Source organism: Vibrio sp. 10N.286.51.C3 (assembly GCF_003050065.1).
GTDB classification, from domain to species: Bacteria; Pseudomonadota; Gammaproteobacteria; order Enterobacterales; family Vibrionaceae; genus Vibrio; species Vibrio crassostreae.
Window position 1 is genome coordinate 101984 of sequence record NZ_PIGC01000001.1, and the last position, 17096, is coordinate 119079.

Sequence of the window (17096 nt, forward strand, 5' to 3'; positions counted from 1 at the left end):
AACCAAATATGTTGAAAGCGTAAAGGCAATCGATTTTGTATGGGTAAATTGCAAGCCAATGAGAGGAAAAGGCCCACATATAAACTTGTTGCCTATCAGTTTCGAGACAACAATACGTTGTAGAGACGTTTGATCAGCGATAATCTAAACTTTGATAAAAGACAAACCAAGGATTTGTATGTCGTATTGCGCTAACTCGACGCCTTTGCAGTCAATGAAAACCCGACTACACAGGGCAGCATCGCTTGTTGTAAGAACTACTTTGCTTGCCAGTGGAATAGCTTCATCGTGGGTGTCTGCTGCAACCTTTGAATTGCCACCAACAGAAAGCCGTATTGTTGGCAGAATACAGCAGCATGAAGTGGTGGCGGGCGAAACCTTGGCCATCATTGCCAAGCAATACGATATTGGTTTCCTCTCTTTAATGGCAGCCAACAAAGGAGTGGATCCTTTTCTTCCCGCGGAAGGTTATGTGTTGAGCATTCCAAGTCGTCTGATTCTGCCTGATACCCCAAGAAAGGGGATTGTTATCAACCTTGCTGAGTTGAGGTTGTACTACTTTGAGCCCGATAAAAATCAAGTACATGTTTTTCCTGTCGGCATCGGTCGAGTGGGACGCGATACCCCCGAGATGATCACCAAGATAAGTCAAAAAAGACCGAATCCAACATGGACGCCACCAAATTCAATCCGCAAAGAGTATCTTGAAAAGGGCATTGAATTACCGAGAGTGGTTCCTGCCGGACCGGAAAACCCATTGGGTGAGTACGCTTTGAGGCTTGCTTATGGCGCTGGTGACTACTTGATCCATGGTACTAATAAAGACTTCGGAATAGGTTTACGAGTTAGCTCTGGTTGTATCCGAATGGAACCTAAGGATATTGAATGGCTGTTTGAGCAAGTGAACCGTGGCGAACAGGTCACCATTATCAATGAGCCAATCAAAGTGTCACTAGAGCCAGATAGAAGTGTGTTTGTCGAAGCGCACGAACCATTAACTCGAAGTGATGGTTCAAAGAAATCATTACAGATCCCTGTGGAATTAAAATGGTGGCTTGAAGACGCAGAACTGCCTAATTCAAAAGCGAAGGCGGTTATCTTTGCTCAAAACGGCGTGCCTGTAGAGATAGCACCACCTGTGATTGAGTTTTAATTCGATTGCCTCTTCTGTAACAAGGGGCGGTTTCCCTTTCTCTACTCGAATTAGTCCCTTCTACTCAAGTTAGTATCGCCCAAAAAAAAGCACCACATCCGTTAAGAGGTGGTGCTGTCCATATACTGCTTTTGCGACTTATTTAAACTACAGCTTAATCGCACTTAGATCTCAAACTACTTAGTGTACGACTCAGCGATGTTGTCGATACGTTCGTTAGCACGATCCGCTTCTTCTTTTGCTGCCATAGCGGCTGCTTCTGCTTCTTGTGCCTTCATTTCTGCGGCTGCTTTGTCACTCTTAAGTGCTTCAACTTCGCTAGTAAGTTGAGCAACTTGGTTAGTTAGTTGATCCATTTCTGACACTGCAGCTTCTTCTGGCTCTGAAGAACAACCGGCTAAAATGAAAACTGAGGCTGCAGCTGCGATTAACGTCTTATTCATAAGAACTCCTTGCTTATTTATCATCAAAAGATGCGCTATACATTCTCTATCATATAGTCGCTTCATTAATGATTGTAGCGACTAATTTTTTAACTGCAAAAACAATAAATAAAGAAATTGCTAAATTTTTGAGGTGATTAGCTGAGCATCACGTTCTGTCTCACTTATGAGATGAAGGGTTTAGAGGCGACTGTAATGTGTTCTTGGAGAGCCATCCCTTTGTTGGCAATGCATACAATGTTCTAGCTAGAGATAGATTAAAGGATAAATTTACTGTGATCTCTATCCTTATAAAGTACTTTCGCGGTATCATGTCACGTTAAATTAATTTTATTCAATACCATCATGACTGGAGAGTCCTTTGCACTTTAAAGATTTAGGCTTAGATAACCGCTTACTGAAGAACTTAAAACATTACGACTTCAAGAAGGCGACAGAGATCCAATCAAAAGCGATCCCTGTTGCTATTGCTGGTAAGGATCTATTGGCTTCATCAAAAACGGGATCAGGAAAAACATTGGCGTTTGTGTTGCCAATGATACATAAGGCTTTAAAAACAAAAGCGTTTTCTGCTAAAGATCCTCGTGGTGTAATTTTGGCTCCTACTCGTGAGCTGGCTAAGCAAGTTTATGGTGAACTGCGTAGCATGCTTGGTGGTTTATCTTACGAAGCGGCGCTTATCTTGGGTGGCGAAAACTTTAACGACCAAGTTAAAGCACTGCGTAAGTACCCTCGTTTTATCGTTGCAACTCCAGGTCGTCTTGCTGACCACTTAGAACATCGTTCATTGTTCCTAGATGGTGTTGAAACGCTAATCCTTGATGAAGCAGACCGTATGCTTGACCTGGGTTTCGCTCCAGAACTTCGTCGCATTGCTAATGCTGCTAAACACCGTCGTCGTCAGACACTAATGTTCTCTGCAACGTTAGATCACGCTGAAGTAAACGGCATTGCCAATGAAATGCTAGATGCGCCTAAGCGTATCTCTGTTGGTGTTTCTAACGAGCAGCATTTAGATATCACTCAGAAATTCTACCTATGTGATCACCTCGATCACAAAGAAGCGATTCTAGACCGTGTACTAGAAGAAGCTGAATACCGTCAGGTAATGATCTTCACTGCAACTCGTGCTGATACCGATCGTCTAACAGATAAGTTGAACGAGAAGAAGCTTAAAGCGGTTGCACTGAGTGGTAACCTAAACCAAACGCAACGTAATGCTATTATGAGCCAGTTTGAGCGTGCGGTTTACAAAATCTTGGTAACAACCGATGTTGCTTCTCGTGGTATCGATATTCCAAACGTGAGCCACGTTATTAACTTTGATATGCCGAAGCACACCGAAGAGTATGTTCACCGTGTTGGTCGTACTGGCCGTGCAGGTAACAAAGGCGATGCAATCTCTTTGGTTGGTCCAAAAGACTGGGACAGCTTCAAGCGTGTTGAGCTTTACCTTCAACAAGATCTAACTTTCTCAGTGCTTGAAGGCCTAAAAGGTAAGTTCAAAGGCATCAAGCCTCGTAAACCAGCCTTCAAGAAGGGCGGTCCAGCTAAGAAAGCGGGCAAACCTCAAGCGAAGAAGACAGCGAAGAAGCCAGTTAAACGTGATAAGAGCTTCCACCAAAATGTGGCAGTGGGTGATACCGTGTTTATCCCTAAGAAGAAAGTTGCGCCAAAAACTGACGATGAGTAACCAACTCGCGTGAGCCAAAAGCTAACGTAAATAAAAACCGCCAATATTAGGCGGTTTTTTTGTGTCTGTACCTTGTCTATTTCTCGTCTCCCTTTATCTTGCCCTATGCTCATTTAACTTCTGAAAAGCTTGAAAGGACACCTATCCTTGCATCTATTCAAAGTCGAAGGTCGAAAATGAAGACATGAGAATATTATCCGCTAGATATTTATGGATTGCGGTAGTTGGGTGCGTCACGCCCCAAAACACATAGCGGTCTGAACCATAGGTTGCGCATTCGTTAGTTAAGCTATGGCGATATAAGTAATCGGAAGCTGAATGGCGCTGAATATCTAAACATGCATCTGTGGCGTTCTGAAATCCATGTTGCTGCGGGTTTTCAGTAATGTGGTTAAACAGATCATGAGCATTGAAAAGTACGACATTGACCCCCCTAGCTTGGTAATACTCAGCTTGCTCTTTGATGAAGAGGTTAAACTCAATTATTTTGCTATGCACAATAGAAATTTCATCTTCTGTCGAGTATTTAAATTGTGGAGCTTTTGTGGCGTCAGGGAGAGTGAAGAGCAAAATGTTTTGAGCACCACTTCCCGTTAAACGAATTAGAGCGCTGCTGAAATCAGCTTTTACATCAGCCACCGATCGTTCGTAATTCATAAAGTCGTTAAGGCCGAACTCCAAAGTAAATAACGAGTTTTCTGGACGGTAATTCTTCGCGGCTTCCATGTATTTCAGGTACGACGTGACTTGGTCATAAACTCCTTTGAGGACTCCATACTGATTTGTGCCTGCCGCCCCACCAACTGCCCAGTTATACAGAGGTATGTTTTTCTCTCTAGCTAGGTACTCAGTCCAGACTAAGCCATTTGAGAAGTGACCTAAGAACCATGAGTTGGCATTGGGAAGAACCCATTGCGAACCGTTGAATAAGTTTCCAGTATCAGAAAGGCTATCCCCAAATGTGATGATTCGATTAATTTTATTATCTTGGAGTTCTTCGTCATTGGTCCATATTGAGTGGTTGTAGGAGAACCGACTGTCTGCTGCAAAATAAGTGATGTCGGCGGCATCATGCTGGATGTCTAGTGTCTCTTCGCAACGTTGTTCTATTTCTGATTGTGGTGTTCCACTAAAGAACATGTTTTTATACGATGAGGGCGACCACCAATATCCATCGATAGTGTAGTAATTGCCATCTTCGTTTCTTGCCCATTTCCAATCAGTTGCAACTGAGTCATTCGATATGTCGGTTCGGTACCAGCATCTGATATATGATCGTGTATCAAGCATCTGCCCTTGTGCTACTTCGTCAGGAATTGTTGCATCTAGAGGCATTGATGTATCGGCGATAGCTGATGCAATTAGAGGCATTGTCAACGTAAATACCAAGATCATTTTCTTCATTTTAGAGTACTCATTTAGCAAAGTAAGTAAGGTTAATTACTTTATTATTAATAATAAGAATAAATATCATTTAGGCAATGTATTGAATATTACTCATTGTTGCGTCAACAACTCATATGAAGCACGTATAATAAGTGTTACATAGATCCAACTTTCAACGGTTTTGCGTTCATTAATTTTTATCTGGGCGAGAGTCCATACCTACTTTATTAACATTTACTATTAATAGTTATCTCACTTAATTATTATTAATCAATTGCTTACTTGTTTTATCGTTTATTGTGACTTTGGTTGAGCAATGTTCATCACTACTGTTTAATTCCAGTTCAATCTCACAAATATCGAGTCCCTACTTTCTGTTTTATAAAATCATCAACTACGGTTCTTTTACTCATCAGAGGTCTAATCTGTTTAAGGAAAGAGCATTGAAAAAGATATTAATTTGGACGATAGCTTGTCTATCCAGTTTTGGTGCCTATGCAGGAACGAGCGCATCGGCATTAGAAGTCAGCGGATACACTGAAACGAAATATCCCATTGTGTTGGTACATGGCTTGTTTGGCTTCGATACATTGGCGGGCGTCGACTATTTTTATGGCGTACCGGAATCTCTGACAAAAGATGGCGCGAGTGTATACGTCGCTCAGGTTTCTGCGACCAACAGCTCTGAAGTGCGTGGAGAGCAGTTGCTGGCTCAAGTTGAAACACTGTTAGCCGCGACCGGGGCAAGTAAGGTGAACCTAGTTGGTCACAGCCACGGCGGACCAACAGCGCGCTATGTGGCTTCAGTTCGTCCTGATCTGGTAGCCTCAGTGACAAGCATTGGTGGCGTCCATAAAGGATCTAAAGTTGCCGATCTCGTGCGTGGAAGCGTATCAGAAGGCTCAGCTGCGGAAGGTATCGCGGTTAAGTTGGCTGGTGGATTGACGACACTGATTAACCTTTTATCTGGTGGAACGGATCTAGACCAAGATGGCCTTGCATCTCTTGAAGCGTTGACCACTGAAGGTTCGCTTGCATTCAACCAGTTTTACCCTGAAGGCGTTCCGACGTCTGCGTGTGGTGATGGTGAATGGCAAGCAAACAACGGTGTTTATTACTATTCATGGACAGGATCTTCCACTTTTACCAACCTTCTGGATCCTACCGACGGAGCGATGACAATCCTTGGTTTAGCTTTTAATGAACCTAATGACGGGTTAGTGGGAGCATGTAGCGCGCATTTGGGCAAAGTGATTGGTGATGATTACAAAATGAACCACCTAGATGAGATTAATGGGTTGTTGGGTATTCATCATCTCTTTGAGACTGATCCAGTGACGTTATATCGCCAACACGCGAATCGATTGAAGTTGGCTGGCCTGTAAGTCGCGCTGCCCAAAGTTAAGATCATAAGGAAAATATAATGAAAAAGACCGCCATTTTGTCGATAACCACGATAGCCCTGATGAGCACAGCGGCGGTCTTTTTATATCTAAAGAAGGAAGAGGTAAGTTCATATAATAACAACGAACAAAGCGCTTCTTCATTGAAGGTTAGCTCTCAACAAGATACCGAAATCGATAGTGCGTCAGCCAAAGACATGATGGAATATTTCGTGTCAGGCAATACAGAATTAACCCTCGAAGAGATTCGTGACAATGTGGCAAATCACCACGAGCAATCACAAGCAGCGGTGGTCGATGAAGCATTGTTCGCAAAGTATCTTGAGTACAAGTCGGCACTGACAACATTGGATGTTCAATTCGACACCACCTCAATATCCGCAGAGGACTTACGCGCGCTGAATCAAGCTCTGCTTGACCTTCAAACTCAATTTTTCAGTGAGAGCGAGATAAGTATCCTGTTTACCCATGACAATAAAATGAGGGAAATCGCTTTAGAAAAGTTACTTCTGAAACAAGAAGGGCTAGAGGAACAAGAATATCAGCAAAGGCTTGAATCTTACCTATCTGAACAACCCGATTATGTTCAGTCCAGTCATCAAAATCAGGTTTTATTACAGCAACTATCCAACTCACAAGGTCTAGACGAACAAGGTAAATACTTGAAGAGAAATGAACTGGTTGGCGAAGAAGCGACACAGAGGCTCGAAGCACTCGATAAACAAAGAGCGGACTTTGAAGGAGCTTTAGAGATTTATTTTGTTGAACGAAATGACATTTTGAATGACTCAGCCCTCTCGACAATTGAGCAACAAGAGACGATCGCTCAGCTTAGAGAAGCTCATTTTCAGCCACAACAGCTTAGAAGGGTAGAAGCGATTGAGAGAATCAGAGCCGCTGAGAACGGCCAGTAAGGTTTGGTGATTTAGTCAAAAATCTATCGAAAATAAAAAACCAGTCAAGAGTGACTGGTTTTTTATTATGGGTGAGTTGCAAGGTAAATAAAGCTAAATGTCTTTATCCCTTAAACCTTAAAATAATCCAACTGCTGCTTTTGCTGCTCGGCTAGGTTAGATAGCTCATGGCTCGCTGCTGCGGCTTGAGTAATACCGGTTACGTTTTGGCTTACTAGGCTGTAGATGTTTGAGATATTACGGTTGATGTCTGCTGTCACTTGGCTTTGTTCTTCTGCGGCAGAGGCAACTTGAGTGTTAATTTCTGTCATGTCGGTTACTGAGTTAGCAATACCAGAAAGTGCTGCGCTCACCTCGCCTGAGAGTGTTTGGTTGTGCTCTAACATAGACAGTGAACTGCTCATGCTCTCATTGGCGTTACCCGATTGAACCTGCAAGCCTTCGATAATTGCTTGGATCTCTTTGGTTGAATCTTGCGTACGAGCAGCCAGCATTCGAACTTCATCGGCTACAACTGCGAAACCACGGCCACTCTCACCAGCTCGTGCGGCTTCGATTGCTGCGTTAAGCGCAAGCAGGTTAGTTTGTTCAGAGATGCTTTGAATCACCTCAATCACTTTACCAATTTGTTCAGAGTGCTCTTTTAGCGTGCCTACAACGTTCGCAGCTTCGCTGAGCTGAATCGCCATTTGCTCATTGGCTTGGTTGCTTTCATTAAACAAGCTCATACTGTGCGTCGCCATTTCGTCGGCTTGCTTGGAAGCTGAATCGGCTTGTACTGCATTCTCGTTTACGTGCGATGCTGTGCTCTCAAGTTGGTTCACGGCAGAAGCCACTTGTTCCACTTCTTGCTTCTCTTGATCAGAGTTCGCACTTGATTGCGTCATTACTGCCGCCAACTCTGTTGATGCAGACGCCACTTCAATACTGATTCGAGATAGTGAACTTACGGTGTCGCGCAATTGCTCAACGGATTTGTTTACGTCTTGGGCAAGGCGAGATATTTCGTTGTCGCCATGCTCTTCCGCTTTTACTAGCAGGTTACCTTTTGCTACTTCGCGCATGGTTTCTTGGATATTGCTAAGCGGCTTAACAATGATGCCAGCTAGCGTCCAGCTGATGACTAATGCGATTGAAAGAATCACTAACAGTGCGATGGTTGCGGTGTTGAGTGTGCTGGTGTGTTGCTGGCCATTGATGTCCACTTCTTGAGTGGCAATACGGTTCAGTTGCTTTGAGAGGAGGTTGATAGCTTGCACCATTTCGTTACCCGCGTGACGATATTGGTCGATTGCGATCTGATAGCGGTTATCAAAGTCAGAAGGTAGCGCTGCGCTGCCATGTTTTGCTCTTAATAGAGGAAGCATAGTGGTGCGAGAAAAATCGACATAGTGATTCATCGCTTTGCTCATTGCGGCTACTTCATCTTGCATGCCTGGCACTGTGTCTAATGAGTTCAGTAGGCGAGTATTTTGGTCGCGTTTTTGGTTTAGTGTTTCAACCAGTGTTTTTACGTCATCAGCATTGAATAGGCTGTAGATCGCTTTGATGCGCATGCCATAGCTGTTGTCGACGATTTCACTGAGTTCTTCTTTATGTAGGATGAGTTGATCGGTTGCTGTTGATACATCTTTAAAAGCGTTTTCCAGTTTGTCACCACCGATGATGACACCCGTCAAAAGTAATACGACAGAAAAGAGTACTGGAATGAGAATTTGTATTTTTATCGATAAGCCACTGAGAAGTTGGCGCATGTAATGTCCCTCTTTGAATAAATAAATGAGCAGAAGCAATTGTTATTATTGTTATTAGTCAGTGATTCTAACTTCTGAGAATGACAATTCAATCAGTAATAGATTCGATTTTGATATATGCGATAGGTATTTCATAAATTCTGATTATTTATCGTACAAACAAGGCTTTAGCCATTTTTAAGATAGGGTTATTTAACACAGAACCCTGTGTGGTATTAGGTAATGAAAGGGATGGCGAGATATTGAGCGGTTTGGCTTAAATAGGTTGGAATGAATATTCAGTGCCTATAAGTGAGGCTAATTTATTACTTCAAGGTTTATTTGGTAGGGGGAAAACAAGAAAATAAATTGTAGTTGTCATATAGCCTTCAATTAAGTGAAACACAACTGTCACATTCAGATTCTAAAGTGGGCACCGTTCAAGCAAAACAACATTACGGCAATAACGCCACTAAAGGAAATTTGTGATGAAAAAGACAGTTATCGGTGCAATCGCACTACTAGGCGCTCTAACAGTGAATACAGCTTCAGCTAAAGAAACTATCTCTGTAGTTGGCTCTAACAGTGCTTCTCCACTGGTTGAAGTTTTTGCAGAAACCTACATGAATAAAGGCGAACCAGTGTTCATCGAAATTCAAGCACCGGGTTCTTCTGCAGGCATCAAAGCAGCAAAAAATGGAAGTGCTGACCTTGGTATCTCTTCTCGTGACCTAAAAGAAGAAGAGAAAACAGCTGACCTGAAAGAGCTCGTTATCGCTCGTGACGGTATCGCAGTTGTTGTTAACCCAAATAACGAAGTATCTGCTCTTACAGCTGAGCAAATCACTTCAATCTACAAAGGCGACATCACTAACTGGAAAGATGTTGGTGGTGCAGACAAGCCAATCGTAGCAATCACTCGTGATACTGCATCTGGTACACGTGGTGCATTCGAAGACATCATGAAACTTAAGAAGAAGATTGGCGACAAGAAAGTATCGGCTATCTCTCAACGTGCACAAGTTGCAAACGGTAACGGCGCACTTAAAGTTTCTGTAGCTAGCAACCCATACGCTATCGGCTTTATCTCTCTTGGTACTGTAGACAACACAGTTCAAGCTCTAACTATCGACGGCGCAGAAGCATCAGTTGATAACGTTAAGAACGGCTCTTACAAAGTTGCTCGTCCTTTCCTAGTTCTTTACAAAGCAGGCGCTCCAACAGCTGAAACTCAACAATTCCTAGACTGGATGGTTGCAGACGAAGCTCAAGCTATCGCTGACAAAAAAGGCTACATCACAGTTAACTAATCTTAACTGACCAACACTTAATTATTGCTCAGCCTAACTTAGGCTGAGCCTTTTCTTTCAACTTTGTCTATTTCGAGCTCTTGTTGAGCCACAAAGTTTGAGATTTTATATATGACCATCGCAAATAGTGAAAAGCTTATGAATACTGAAGCGACTCAAATCAACAAGCCAAGTCTACGTGCTAAGAAGCGCATCGACTGGAGAGAAAGAATCTTCCACGGCTTGTTCTTATCGAGTGCTGTAATCGGCATCGTATCACTAGCCGTTATCGCTTACTTTATCGTTGCAGAGAGTATCCCTGCATTCCAAGAGGCGGGTGTTTCTGGCATCGTTCTGGGTGTTGACTGGTTACCTCCAGCTCTATTCGGTGTTGCAACCATGATCGTTGCCTCGATCGTTTCGACACTTGGAGCTGTAGTTGTTGGTGTGCCAGTTGGTGTATTAACCGCTATTTTTATTGCTGAGATTGCTCCAAAGCGTCTGGCAGATATTATTCGACCAGCAGTTGAGCTTCTAGCTGGTATCCCGTCGGTAGTTTACGGCTTCTTCGGTCTGGTAATTATCGTTCCAATGATTCAGAACATTTTCCAAGTACCAGCCGGTAATACTATCCTGGCAGGTATCATTGTTCTGGGTATCATGATTCTTCCTACCGTTATCACGGTTTCTGAAACTTCGATTCGTGCTGTACCTCGTACATACAAAGAAGGTTCACTTGCACTGGGCGCTTCGAAAATCTACACAATTTTTAAGCTACTCGTTCCTGCTGCACGTTCAGGCATTATGACTGGTGTGATTTTGGGTATCGGTCGCGCACTTGGCGAAACGATGGCAATCATCATGGTTATGGGTAACGCGCCAGCAATGCCAGAAGGTATTTTGGATTCGGCTCGTACGCTAACAGCAAACATTGCAATTGAAATGTCTTACGCAAGTGGCGTTCACGCTAACGCACTGTACGCAACAGGTGTTGTACTTCTAGTGTTCATCATGATGTTAAATGGTGCTCTACTTTATCTTAACCGTGAAAAAGCGAAGTAGGCGAGGATAAGTAATATGGATCGCGTAAAATTAAAGCAAGCACGTCAAATCAAAGATAACATCTTAAAAGGTTTTATCTGGGCAGCTGCGGCTGTAACCGTTGGTTTCTTATTCTGGATTATTTGGTACATCCTATCGAACGGTCTGCAATACGTAGATTGGAACTTCATCACTGACGATTACACTCGTACTGGTGAAGAGCGTGGTATTTTCCCAATGATCATCGCCACGATCTACATGGTAATTGCATCGATTGCAGTCGCAGCGCCACTGGGCATCATGACGGCAATCTACCTAACAGAATATGCGAAAGTAGGTAGTCGTTTGGTGAAAGTGATTCGATTCTGTACTGAGTCGCTCGCTGGTATTCCATCGATTATCTTCGGTCTGTTCGGTATGACCTTCTTTGTTTCGATCCTTGGCCTTGGCTTCTCGATTCTATCGGGTGCATTAACGCTAAGTATCTTGATTCTTCCTGTAATCATTCGTACTACAGAAGAAGCATTGATGGCAGTACCACAAACTTACCGTGAAGGCTCATACGGCCTTGGCGCTTCAAAAATCTACACTATCTGGCGTTTGATCTTACCAAGCGCAATGCCAGGTATCTTAACTTCGGTCATTCTTAGTATTGGTCGTGTAATTGGCGAATCAGCACCTGTATTTTTAACAGCAGGTATGGTGGCACGTGTTCCTGAGTCGGTATTCGATTCTGGCCGTACACTAACGGTTCACCTATATAAGCTGACAACAGAGCTATTTACTATCGATGAGTGGAACCAAGCCTACGGTACGGCGACAGTCCTAATCGTATTGGTTCTCTTGATCAACATGGTTACAAAACTGATTGCAAGACGCTTCAACACGGCAACTTACTAAGCTGATTAGCAGGCTCAACAATAAAGAGAGCCTCCGTGATAAAGAAAGCATCAAGCTAGACACGAATTTAAGAATTTAGAGATTACGACAATGAACAAATTTGATATTGAGAACCTAGATCTGTTTTACGGCGACAACCAAGCGCTTAAATCTATCAACCTGCCAATTCCAACTCGTCAGGTTACGGCACTGATTGGCCCATCTGGTTGTGGTAAGTCAACGCTACTACGTTGCTTGAACCGCATGAATGACCTAATTGAAGGCGTTACTATCAAAGGTAAGCTGGATATGGATGGCACAAACATCTACGGCAATATTGATGTGGCTGACCTACGTATCCGCGTCGGCATGGTATTCCAAAAGCCAAACCCATTCCCAATGAGCATCTACGAGAACGTGGCTTACGGGCTACGTGCTCAAGGTATCAAAGACAAAAAGCACATTGACGAAGTAGTAGAAAGCTCACTGCGCAGTGCGGCACTTTGGGACGAAGTAAAAGACCGTCTTAAAGCACACGCATTTGGCTTGTCTGGTGGTCAGCAACAGCGTCTATGTATCGCTCGTACCATTGCAATGGAACCGGATGTAATCCTAATGGATGAACCAACATCGGCTCTAGACCCAATCGCGACGCATAAGATTGAAGAATTGATGGAAGATCTGAAGAAAGACTTCACTATCGTTATCGTAACGCACTCAATGCAGCAAGCGCGTCGTATTTCAGACCGTACTGCTTTCTTCCTAATGGGAGAGCTTGTAGAGCACAACGAAACGAGTGTTATCTTTAGCGAGCCAAAAGATGATCGTACTAAAGGTTACGTAAACGGTGACTTTGGTTAATTGATTATTCAAGTGCTGTGTTTGGCCTTTTAGCGAAATCAGCACGCTAACTGATACGCAGGTTAGATAATCGAATAGATCGACAGAATTATCACTATAACTATAAGCGATGGAAGTTTTGCCCCACTTTAGGTGGGGTTTTTTTATACCTTTAAAAAAGTCCCAATGTCGATGAAATTTTGGGCAGGAAATCCCATTTTTGTAGTCCTTCTCATGCTTGTGATAATGTAAAAAGTGAAATTGCGACCCGCTTAACATCTCATTTTTAGTTACATTGATTGCATATCAAGGCTTCTGTATTTTTGCTGTATTCTCAATAGCCAATGGACGGAAGCTGTGCCTGTAAAAGCCTTTGCAAAACAAATATCTGCTACGCGTGATCACCGTTTATTGGCAGAGTCTCTTTTTGACTACTTGACTAAGATGCTTGCTCCAAAAGGGATTGGGATATTTGCAGAACCGATACCAGAAGTCGATTCGTTCCCCTTGTTTTCTTATGGAGAGCTAACGTCTCTGGCAAATTATCCTGCTACGTTTTGGCCTTGGGTTTCTCAATTCGATACCGCAGATGGCGTGCTCCCAATGTCTATCAACACTTGTAAGTGGGAACACATGAAAGTGTTAGGTGGAGAGTCATTCATCATGATGCTCGACAACGCGCCTGCCTGTAGAACTTATTTAATTGTTCAAAATTGCAATGCTCAGCATATCAACCAAACCTTCGACCAAGATCTTGATGTTCTTCAACTTGCAGCAGCCCGCTGGCAATGCATTCGTGCAGAAAAGAACGCTGCGCTGGAGATCAAACACCGCGACACGCGTGAAGCGCAGTACCTTGATGAAATAAAGCTTCGTGAACTGTTTGTGGAGAATATGAAACTGGTTCATCAGGTGGCATTAGAGCTTTCTAATCCTGACTCTTTGGATGCCTTGTATAAAGCGTCAGTAGAAGCCGTGCGCGACCGTCTAGGCTTTGACCGTGCGATCTTCATGTTACTCGATATGAAAAAGCGCTGTTTTAGCGGCACTTATGGTACTGATGAGGCCGGTAGAACCAACAGCGAACATCATACCCAGTACGACTTGCATCAACTCGAAGCGGAATACATCGAAGCGTTATCAGACAATCACACCAACTTGGTTATTATCGAACAGGCACCTCTCTACACCGAAGGAAAAGTAGTAGGGCAGGGCTGGAATGGAATGTTGATCTTACGTGAAGGTGATAAACCCGTGGGTTGGATTGCAATGGATAACTACATTCACCGTTCACCTATTACCAATTACCAAAAGCAGATGCTTGAATCCTTTGGTTCTCTGCTTTCTCAGATCTACATCCGCAAACGGCAAGAACAGAACATCCGCATGTTGCACTCAAGTATGGTGGAACTGTCTCGCTGCGATAGCGTAAGCGAAGTCTGTAAATCTGCGGTTAGCTTTGCTATTCAGCACTTAGGGATAGATCGTTTAGCGGTTTTTTTAACAGATAAAGGCTGCAATTACATGCAAGGCACGTGGGGCACGGATATAAAAGGCGACATTGTTGATGAGTCCTATTACCGCTCAGAGCTGGTGGAACGTGACATTGTTGCAGCAGCTCGCGCTTGTCCTAATCAAGTCGCCTTTGAAGAATCGGTGCCTATCTATCACGATTTCAATATTGTGGGAGTCGGTTGGACGGCAATGACGATGCTCACCACCAATACGGGTGAGCCGATTGCGTTTATAGCCGCGGACAATTTGTTAACTCGCAGCCCTTTAACGTCACAACTGCGTGAAGTGATACGTATCTTCGCTTCTAGTTTAGCTGAGGTGCTACAGAGAACCATGGCGCAAGAGGAGCTCAAAAAGCTTAATGAGACGCTAGAGCAAGAGGTCAGCAAGCGCACTCAAGAGCTTGAACGAGCCAATGAGCAGTTGGATATTATCTCTAAATTAGACCCGCTGACACGTCTTGGAAATCGGCGTATGTTGTCGCAGGTGTTAGATGATCTAAATTGCGACGATCAAGGGGCGTTTGCCATACAACATGAAGTTACATTCGGATTGATCCTCGTCGACCTTGATCATTTTGGTTTGTATAACACGGTTTATGGGCATACAGAAGGTGACGCTGCTCTGCGCACCATTGGCAAGATACTCAATGCCCATGTTCATAGCGATAAGGAAACCTTTTGCCGTATTGGTGGTGAGGAGTTTATGTTGTTGATGATCGGTACTCATCACTCTGAAACTAAACAGCGTGCAGAGTCGATCAGAAAATGCATTGAAGAGGCGAAGATCCTTCATTGTGAAAGCAGTACCAGCCAGTATTTAACCGCATCTGTCGGTTATGCTTCAATCACCTCTGATCAACGCCAATTCGATTTCGATCTACTGTATGGCAAGGCAGACAAAGCTTTGTATCAAGCCAAAGACTCAGGGCGAAATCGAATTGTCTCTGCTCTAAAGCGAAGAAAGGTCGCGACGCCACTGATTTAGTTTGGCGTTTATTTTTCCCTATCTCAAAAACGACTGAAGCCGTGATGATCACAATGTGGTCATCACGGCTTCGTTCTTTTTTGTTTACTTAGATTTTCTGCTTAATTAGCTTTCTGCTTACTTAGAACGCTGGTTAATTAAAGTCTTTCTAATGTGCTCTTGTGTGCTTTGTTCGTGATGCGTTTTGGTTTCTTAACCGCTTTGATTGCCTCAGAAGGATCCCATGACTGACTTGGTGAGCCAGCTTCAGCATAGAGGCTCTGATTTAGCTTGGTGAGCTCAGCTTCGATCACTTCTATTGTCTCGTCACTCAAGTCTGGATTTTCTGCTTTCCATTGCTCAAACAAGGTTCTCGTCTTCACACCGTCTTTCATTTTCAGAGCGGCAATAAGCGCTTCTGCCGTATCGGATTGACGTTCATCTTTTTGCTTTGGTTTTACTGCTGTACCGCGGCGTGACCAGAAATAAAAAGCAACCGCAGAGCTAATTACCCATAAAGCAGCAAATAGCGCGGTTAGATAAGGCCAGATTCCAGGGCTTTCCACGGTAACAATCGTCGGGCTGGCTTGCTGAGTTGGTGTCTCCATAACCGGCGCTGGCGAGCTTGAGCTAGCGCGTTCACTTGCCTGAACCGACAACTCAAGACCAAGAGCTTTACTGATTTCTTGTGATTGCGAGTCAGTGTTAAACCAAGCTTGAGAAACATCAGGAAGCGAGATATTTCCAGCCTCTTTCGGAATCAAGACTTGCTTGTAAACAACGACAGCATCACCGGATTTAGTGGTGCCAAATTGCGGTTTTTCTTCATAAACACGCACCGTTTTAGGGTAGGTGATATTCAGTTTTGGCAGTTGGTGCTGCGTTAAGTTGCTAGCCGTCATAGTAATGGTTCGAGTTAACGAATCACCGGCTTCCATTTCAATCTTCTGTTTGTCGTCACCTAAAGCATTGTCATCCGTGAGTTCATTGCCTTGGCTATCTGACCATTTTTGAATCAGCTTGAAGTTCGATGTTGGTAACCACTCACCTTGATAGCCTTTTGGTACAGGATTCACTGTTATATCTAAGGTTTCAACAGGCGTGTCGAGCTGGAAAAGGCGCGTTGTGCTTGAGTTGTTGGTTGAGTAAACAACAGCACCGGTTAACTTTGGTCCTTGAAGCTGAAATTGCCCAGCTTGTTGTGACGATATATGGAAAGATTGCTGAACAACCGTGACTTCTTGTCCGTTGATAACATCTTGAAATTGCTTTGACTCTCCAATCGGTTCCACGTCTAATTGCGCTGAACTTGGTGGTGCAATTTTAGGATCTTGCAGTCTTCTAGGATCAGCCTTAATGATGAGTTTTACATCAAGCTCCGCGACCTCTTGAGGGTACAGCGAGTCTTTACTCAGATTAAGTTGAAACTCGGCCATATCACTCTGCTTTGGAGCGGCTTTGTTAACCGCAACGTTGATGGTGATCGGCTTAGTTTTCGCGCCTTCAATATCAAAGCTAGGAATCTCTAATCGGCCTAATCGAAGCGGGGCAAGGGTAATATTCCATTCGCTAGACACAGTGCGGCTACCATTGACGATTCGCATCGATGACCCAAAGCTTGGGGTGCCGACGTAGAAATTTTTCTGAAGGGAGGTCAGGTCTAAAGCACCGGACGATACTTTTTCATCGGTCGCCACTCTAAGTAGGAATACTTCATCTTTGGTCACACTGTTTTGCGAAACACTCGCCACAGCGGTCGCTGCGAATACAGAGTGTGACGAAAAAACACCGATTAGCAGTGTCAGTAGCATTGATAAAAATGGCTTGTTTAAAAATCGCAT

At 43.7% G+C, this 17096-nt stretch carries 13 protein-coding genes; 9 read left to right on the forward strand and 4 right to left on the reverse strand.

All coding sequences use genetic code 11. From position 1 onward, the window contains the following. Window positions 1–178: 178 nt before the first annotated feature. Complete coding sequence (locus CWO27_RS00420; RefSeq protein WP_055319663.1) at window positions 179–1153, forward strand: L,D-transpeptidase family protein; 975 nt, start codon at window positions 179–181, stop codon at window positions 1151–1153. 176 nt (window positions 1154–1329) lie between these two features. On the opposite strand, the gene CWO27_RS00425 is transcribed toward CWO27_RS00420, so the two are convergent. After that, on the reverse strand, window positions 1330–1596 hold the full coding sequence (locus CWO27_RS00425; RefSeq protein ID WP_017061882.1) for an Lpp/OprI family alanine-zipper lipoprotein: 267 nt from the start codon (window positions 1594–1596) through the stop codon (window positions 1330–1332). Between the two features lie 361 nt (window positions 1597–1957). Here CWO27_RS00425 and CWO27_RS00430 point away from each other — a divergent pair, with 361 nt between their 5' ends. Further along, window positions 1958–3289, forward strand: a complete 1332-nt coding sequence (locus CWO27_RS00430) for a DEAD/DEAH box helicase (protein WP_048661023.1) — start codon at window positions 1958–1960, stop codon at window positions 3287–3289. A 153-nt stretch (window positions 3290–3442) separates the two neighbouring features. Here the strand turns inward: CWO27_RS00430 and CWO27_RS00435 are convergent, their stop codons facing one another. Continuing rightward, a complete protein-coding gene (locus tag CWO27_RS00435; protein ID WP_102432077.1) occupies window positions 3443–4693 on the reverse strand; it encodes an SGNH/GDSL hydrolase family protein in 1251 nt (416 codons plus the stop codon). 425 nt (window positions 4694–5118) lie between these two features. Between CWO27_RS00435 and CWO27_RS00440 the strand changes: the two genes are divergently transcribed. Together CWO27_RS00440 and CWO27_RS00445 are read left to right on the forward strand one after the other, a co-directional pair. Then, window positions 5119–6060, forward strand: a complete 942-nt coding sequence (locus CWO27_RS00440; protein WP_102432078.1) for a lipase family alpha/beta hydrolase — start codon at window positions 5119–5121, stop codon at window positions 6058–6060. Between the two features lie 38 nt (window positions 6061–6098). Continuing rightward, on the forward strand, window positions 6099–6992 hold the full coding sequence (locus CWO27_RS00445) for a lipase secretion chaperone (protein ID WP_102319987.1): 894 nt from the start codon (window positions 6099–6101) through the stop codon (window positions 6990–6992). 110 nt (window positions 6993–7102) lie between these two features. Here CWO27_RS00445 and CWO27_RS00450 read toward each other — a convergent pair whose 3' ends face one another. Beyond that, window positions 7103–8746 carry a methyl-accepting chemotaxis protein gene (locus CWO27_RS00450; RefSeq protein ID WP_102432079.1) on the reverse strand — a complete coding sequence of 548 codons (1644 nt, stop codon included), beginning with the start codon at window positions 8744–8746 and terminating at the stop codon, window positions 7103–7105. Window positions 8747–9213: 467 nt separating this feature from the next. Between CWO27_RS00450 and CWO27_RS00455 the strand changes: the two genes are divergently transcribed. From CWO27_RS00455 to CWO27_RS00475, 5 genes are all read left to right on the forward strand, one after another. Then, window positions 9214–10035, forward strand: a complete 822-nt coding sequence (locus CWO27_RS00455; RefSeq protein WP_048661033.1) for a phosphate ABC transporter substrate-binding protein — start codon at window positions 9214–9216, stop codon at window positions 10033–10035. A 111-nt stretch (window positions 10036–10146) separates the two neighbouring features. Beyond that, entirely contained in the window at window positions 10147–11076 is a 930-nt protein-coding gene (gene pstC, locus CWO27_RS00460; RefSeq protein WP_019822958.1) for a phosphate ABC transporter permease subunit PstC, read from the forward strand. A 15-nt stretch (window positions 11077–11091) separates the two neighbouring features. Then, window positions 11092–11955 carry a phosphate ABC transporter permease PstA gene (pstA, locus tag CWO27_RS00465; protein ID WP_048661034.1) on the forward strand — a complete coding sequence of 288 codons (864 nt, stop codon included), beginning with the start codon at window positions 11092–11094 and terminating at the stop codon, window positions 11953–11955. A 90-nt stretch (window positions 11956–12045) separates the two neighbouring features. Further along, window positions 12046–12795, forward strand: coding sequence for a phosphate ABC transporter ATP-binding protein PstB (gene pstB, locus CWO27_RS00470; RefSeq protein ID WP_004732036.1), 750 nt, complete (start codon window positions 12046–12048; stop codon window positions 12793–12795). Between the two features lie 336 nt (window positions 12796–13131). Further along, entirely contained in the window at window positions 13132–15276 is a 2145-nt protein-coding gene (locus CWO27_RS00475) for a sensor domain-containing diguanylate cyclase (protein WP_102432080.1), read from the forward strand. A 137-nt stretch (window positions 15277–15413) separates the two neighbouring features. On the opposite strand, the gene CWO27_RS00480 is transcribed toward CWO27_RS00475, so the two are convergent. Further along, window positions 15414–17096 (reverse strand): BatD family protein, encoded by a 1683-nt coding sequence (locus tag CWO27_RS00480; RefSeq protein WP_102432081.1) that lies wholly within the window; start codon window positions 17094–17096, stop codon window positions 15414–15416.

Bases quoted from the DNA above. Each gene is read 5' to 3' on its own strand.
- CWO27_RS00480 (WP_102432081.1), bottom strand. From the start codon at position 17,096: ATGCGATTTTTAAACAAGCCATTTTTATCAATGCTACTGACACTGCTA.
- CWO27_RS00435 (WP_102432077.1), bottom strand. From the start codon at position 4,693: ATGAAGAAAATGATCTTGGTATTTACGTTGACAATGCCTCTAATTGCA.
- CWO27_RS00425 (WP_017061882.1), bottom strand. From the start codon at position 1,596: ATGAATAAGACGTTAATCGCAGCTGCAGCCTCAGTTTTCATTTTAGCC.
- CWO27_RS00455 (WP_048661033.1), top strand. From the start codon at position 9,214: ATGAAAAAGACAGTTATCGGTGCAATCGCACTACTAGGCGCTCTAACA.
- CWO27_RS00445 (WP_102319987.1), top strand. From the start codon at position 6,099: ATGAAAAAGACCGCCATTTTGTCGATAACCACGATAGCCCTGATGAGC.
- CWO27_RS00420 (WP_055319663.1), top strand. From the start codon at position 179: ATGTCGTATTGCGCTAACTCGACGCCTTTGCAGTCAATGAAAACCCGA.
- pstA (WP_048661034.1), top strand. From the start codon at position 11,092: ATGGATCGCGTAAAATTAAAGCAAGCACGTCAAATCAAAGATAACATC.
- CWO27_RS00450 (WP_102432079.1), bottom strand. From the start codon at position 8,746: ATGCGCCAACTTCTCAGTGGCTTATCGATAAAAATACAAATTCTCATT.
- pstB (WP_004732036.1), top strand. From the start codon at position 12,046: ATGAACAAATTTGATATTGAGAACCTAGATCTGTTTTACGGCGACAAC.
- pstC (WP_019822958.1), top strand. From the start codon at position 10,147: ATGACCATCGCAAATAGTGAAAAGCTTATGAATACTGAAGCGACTCAA.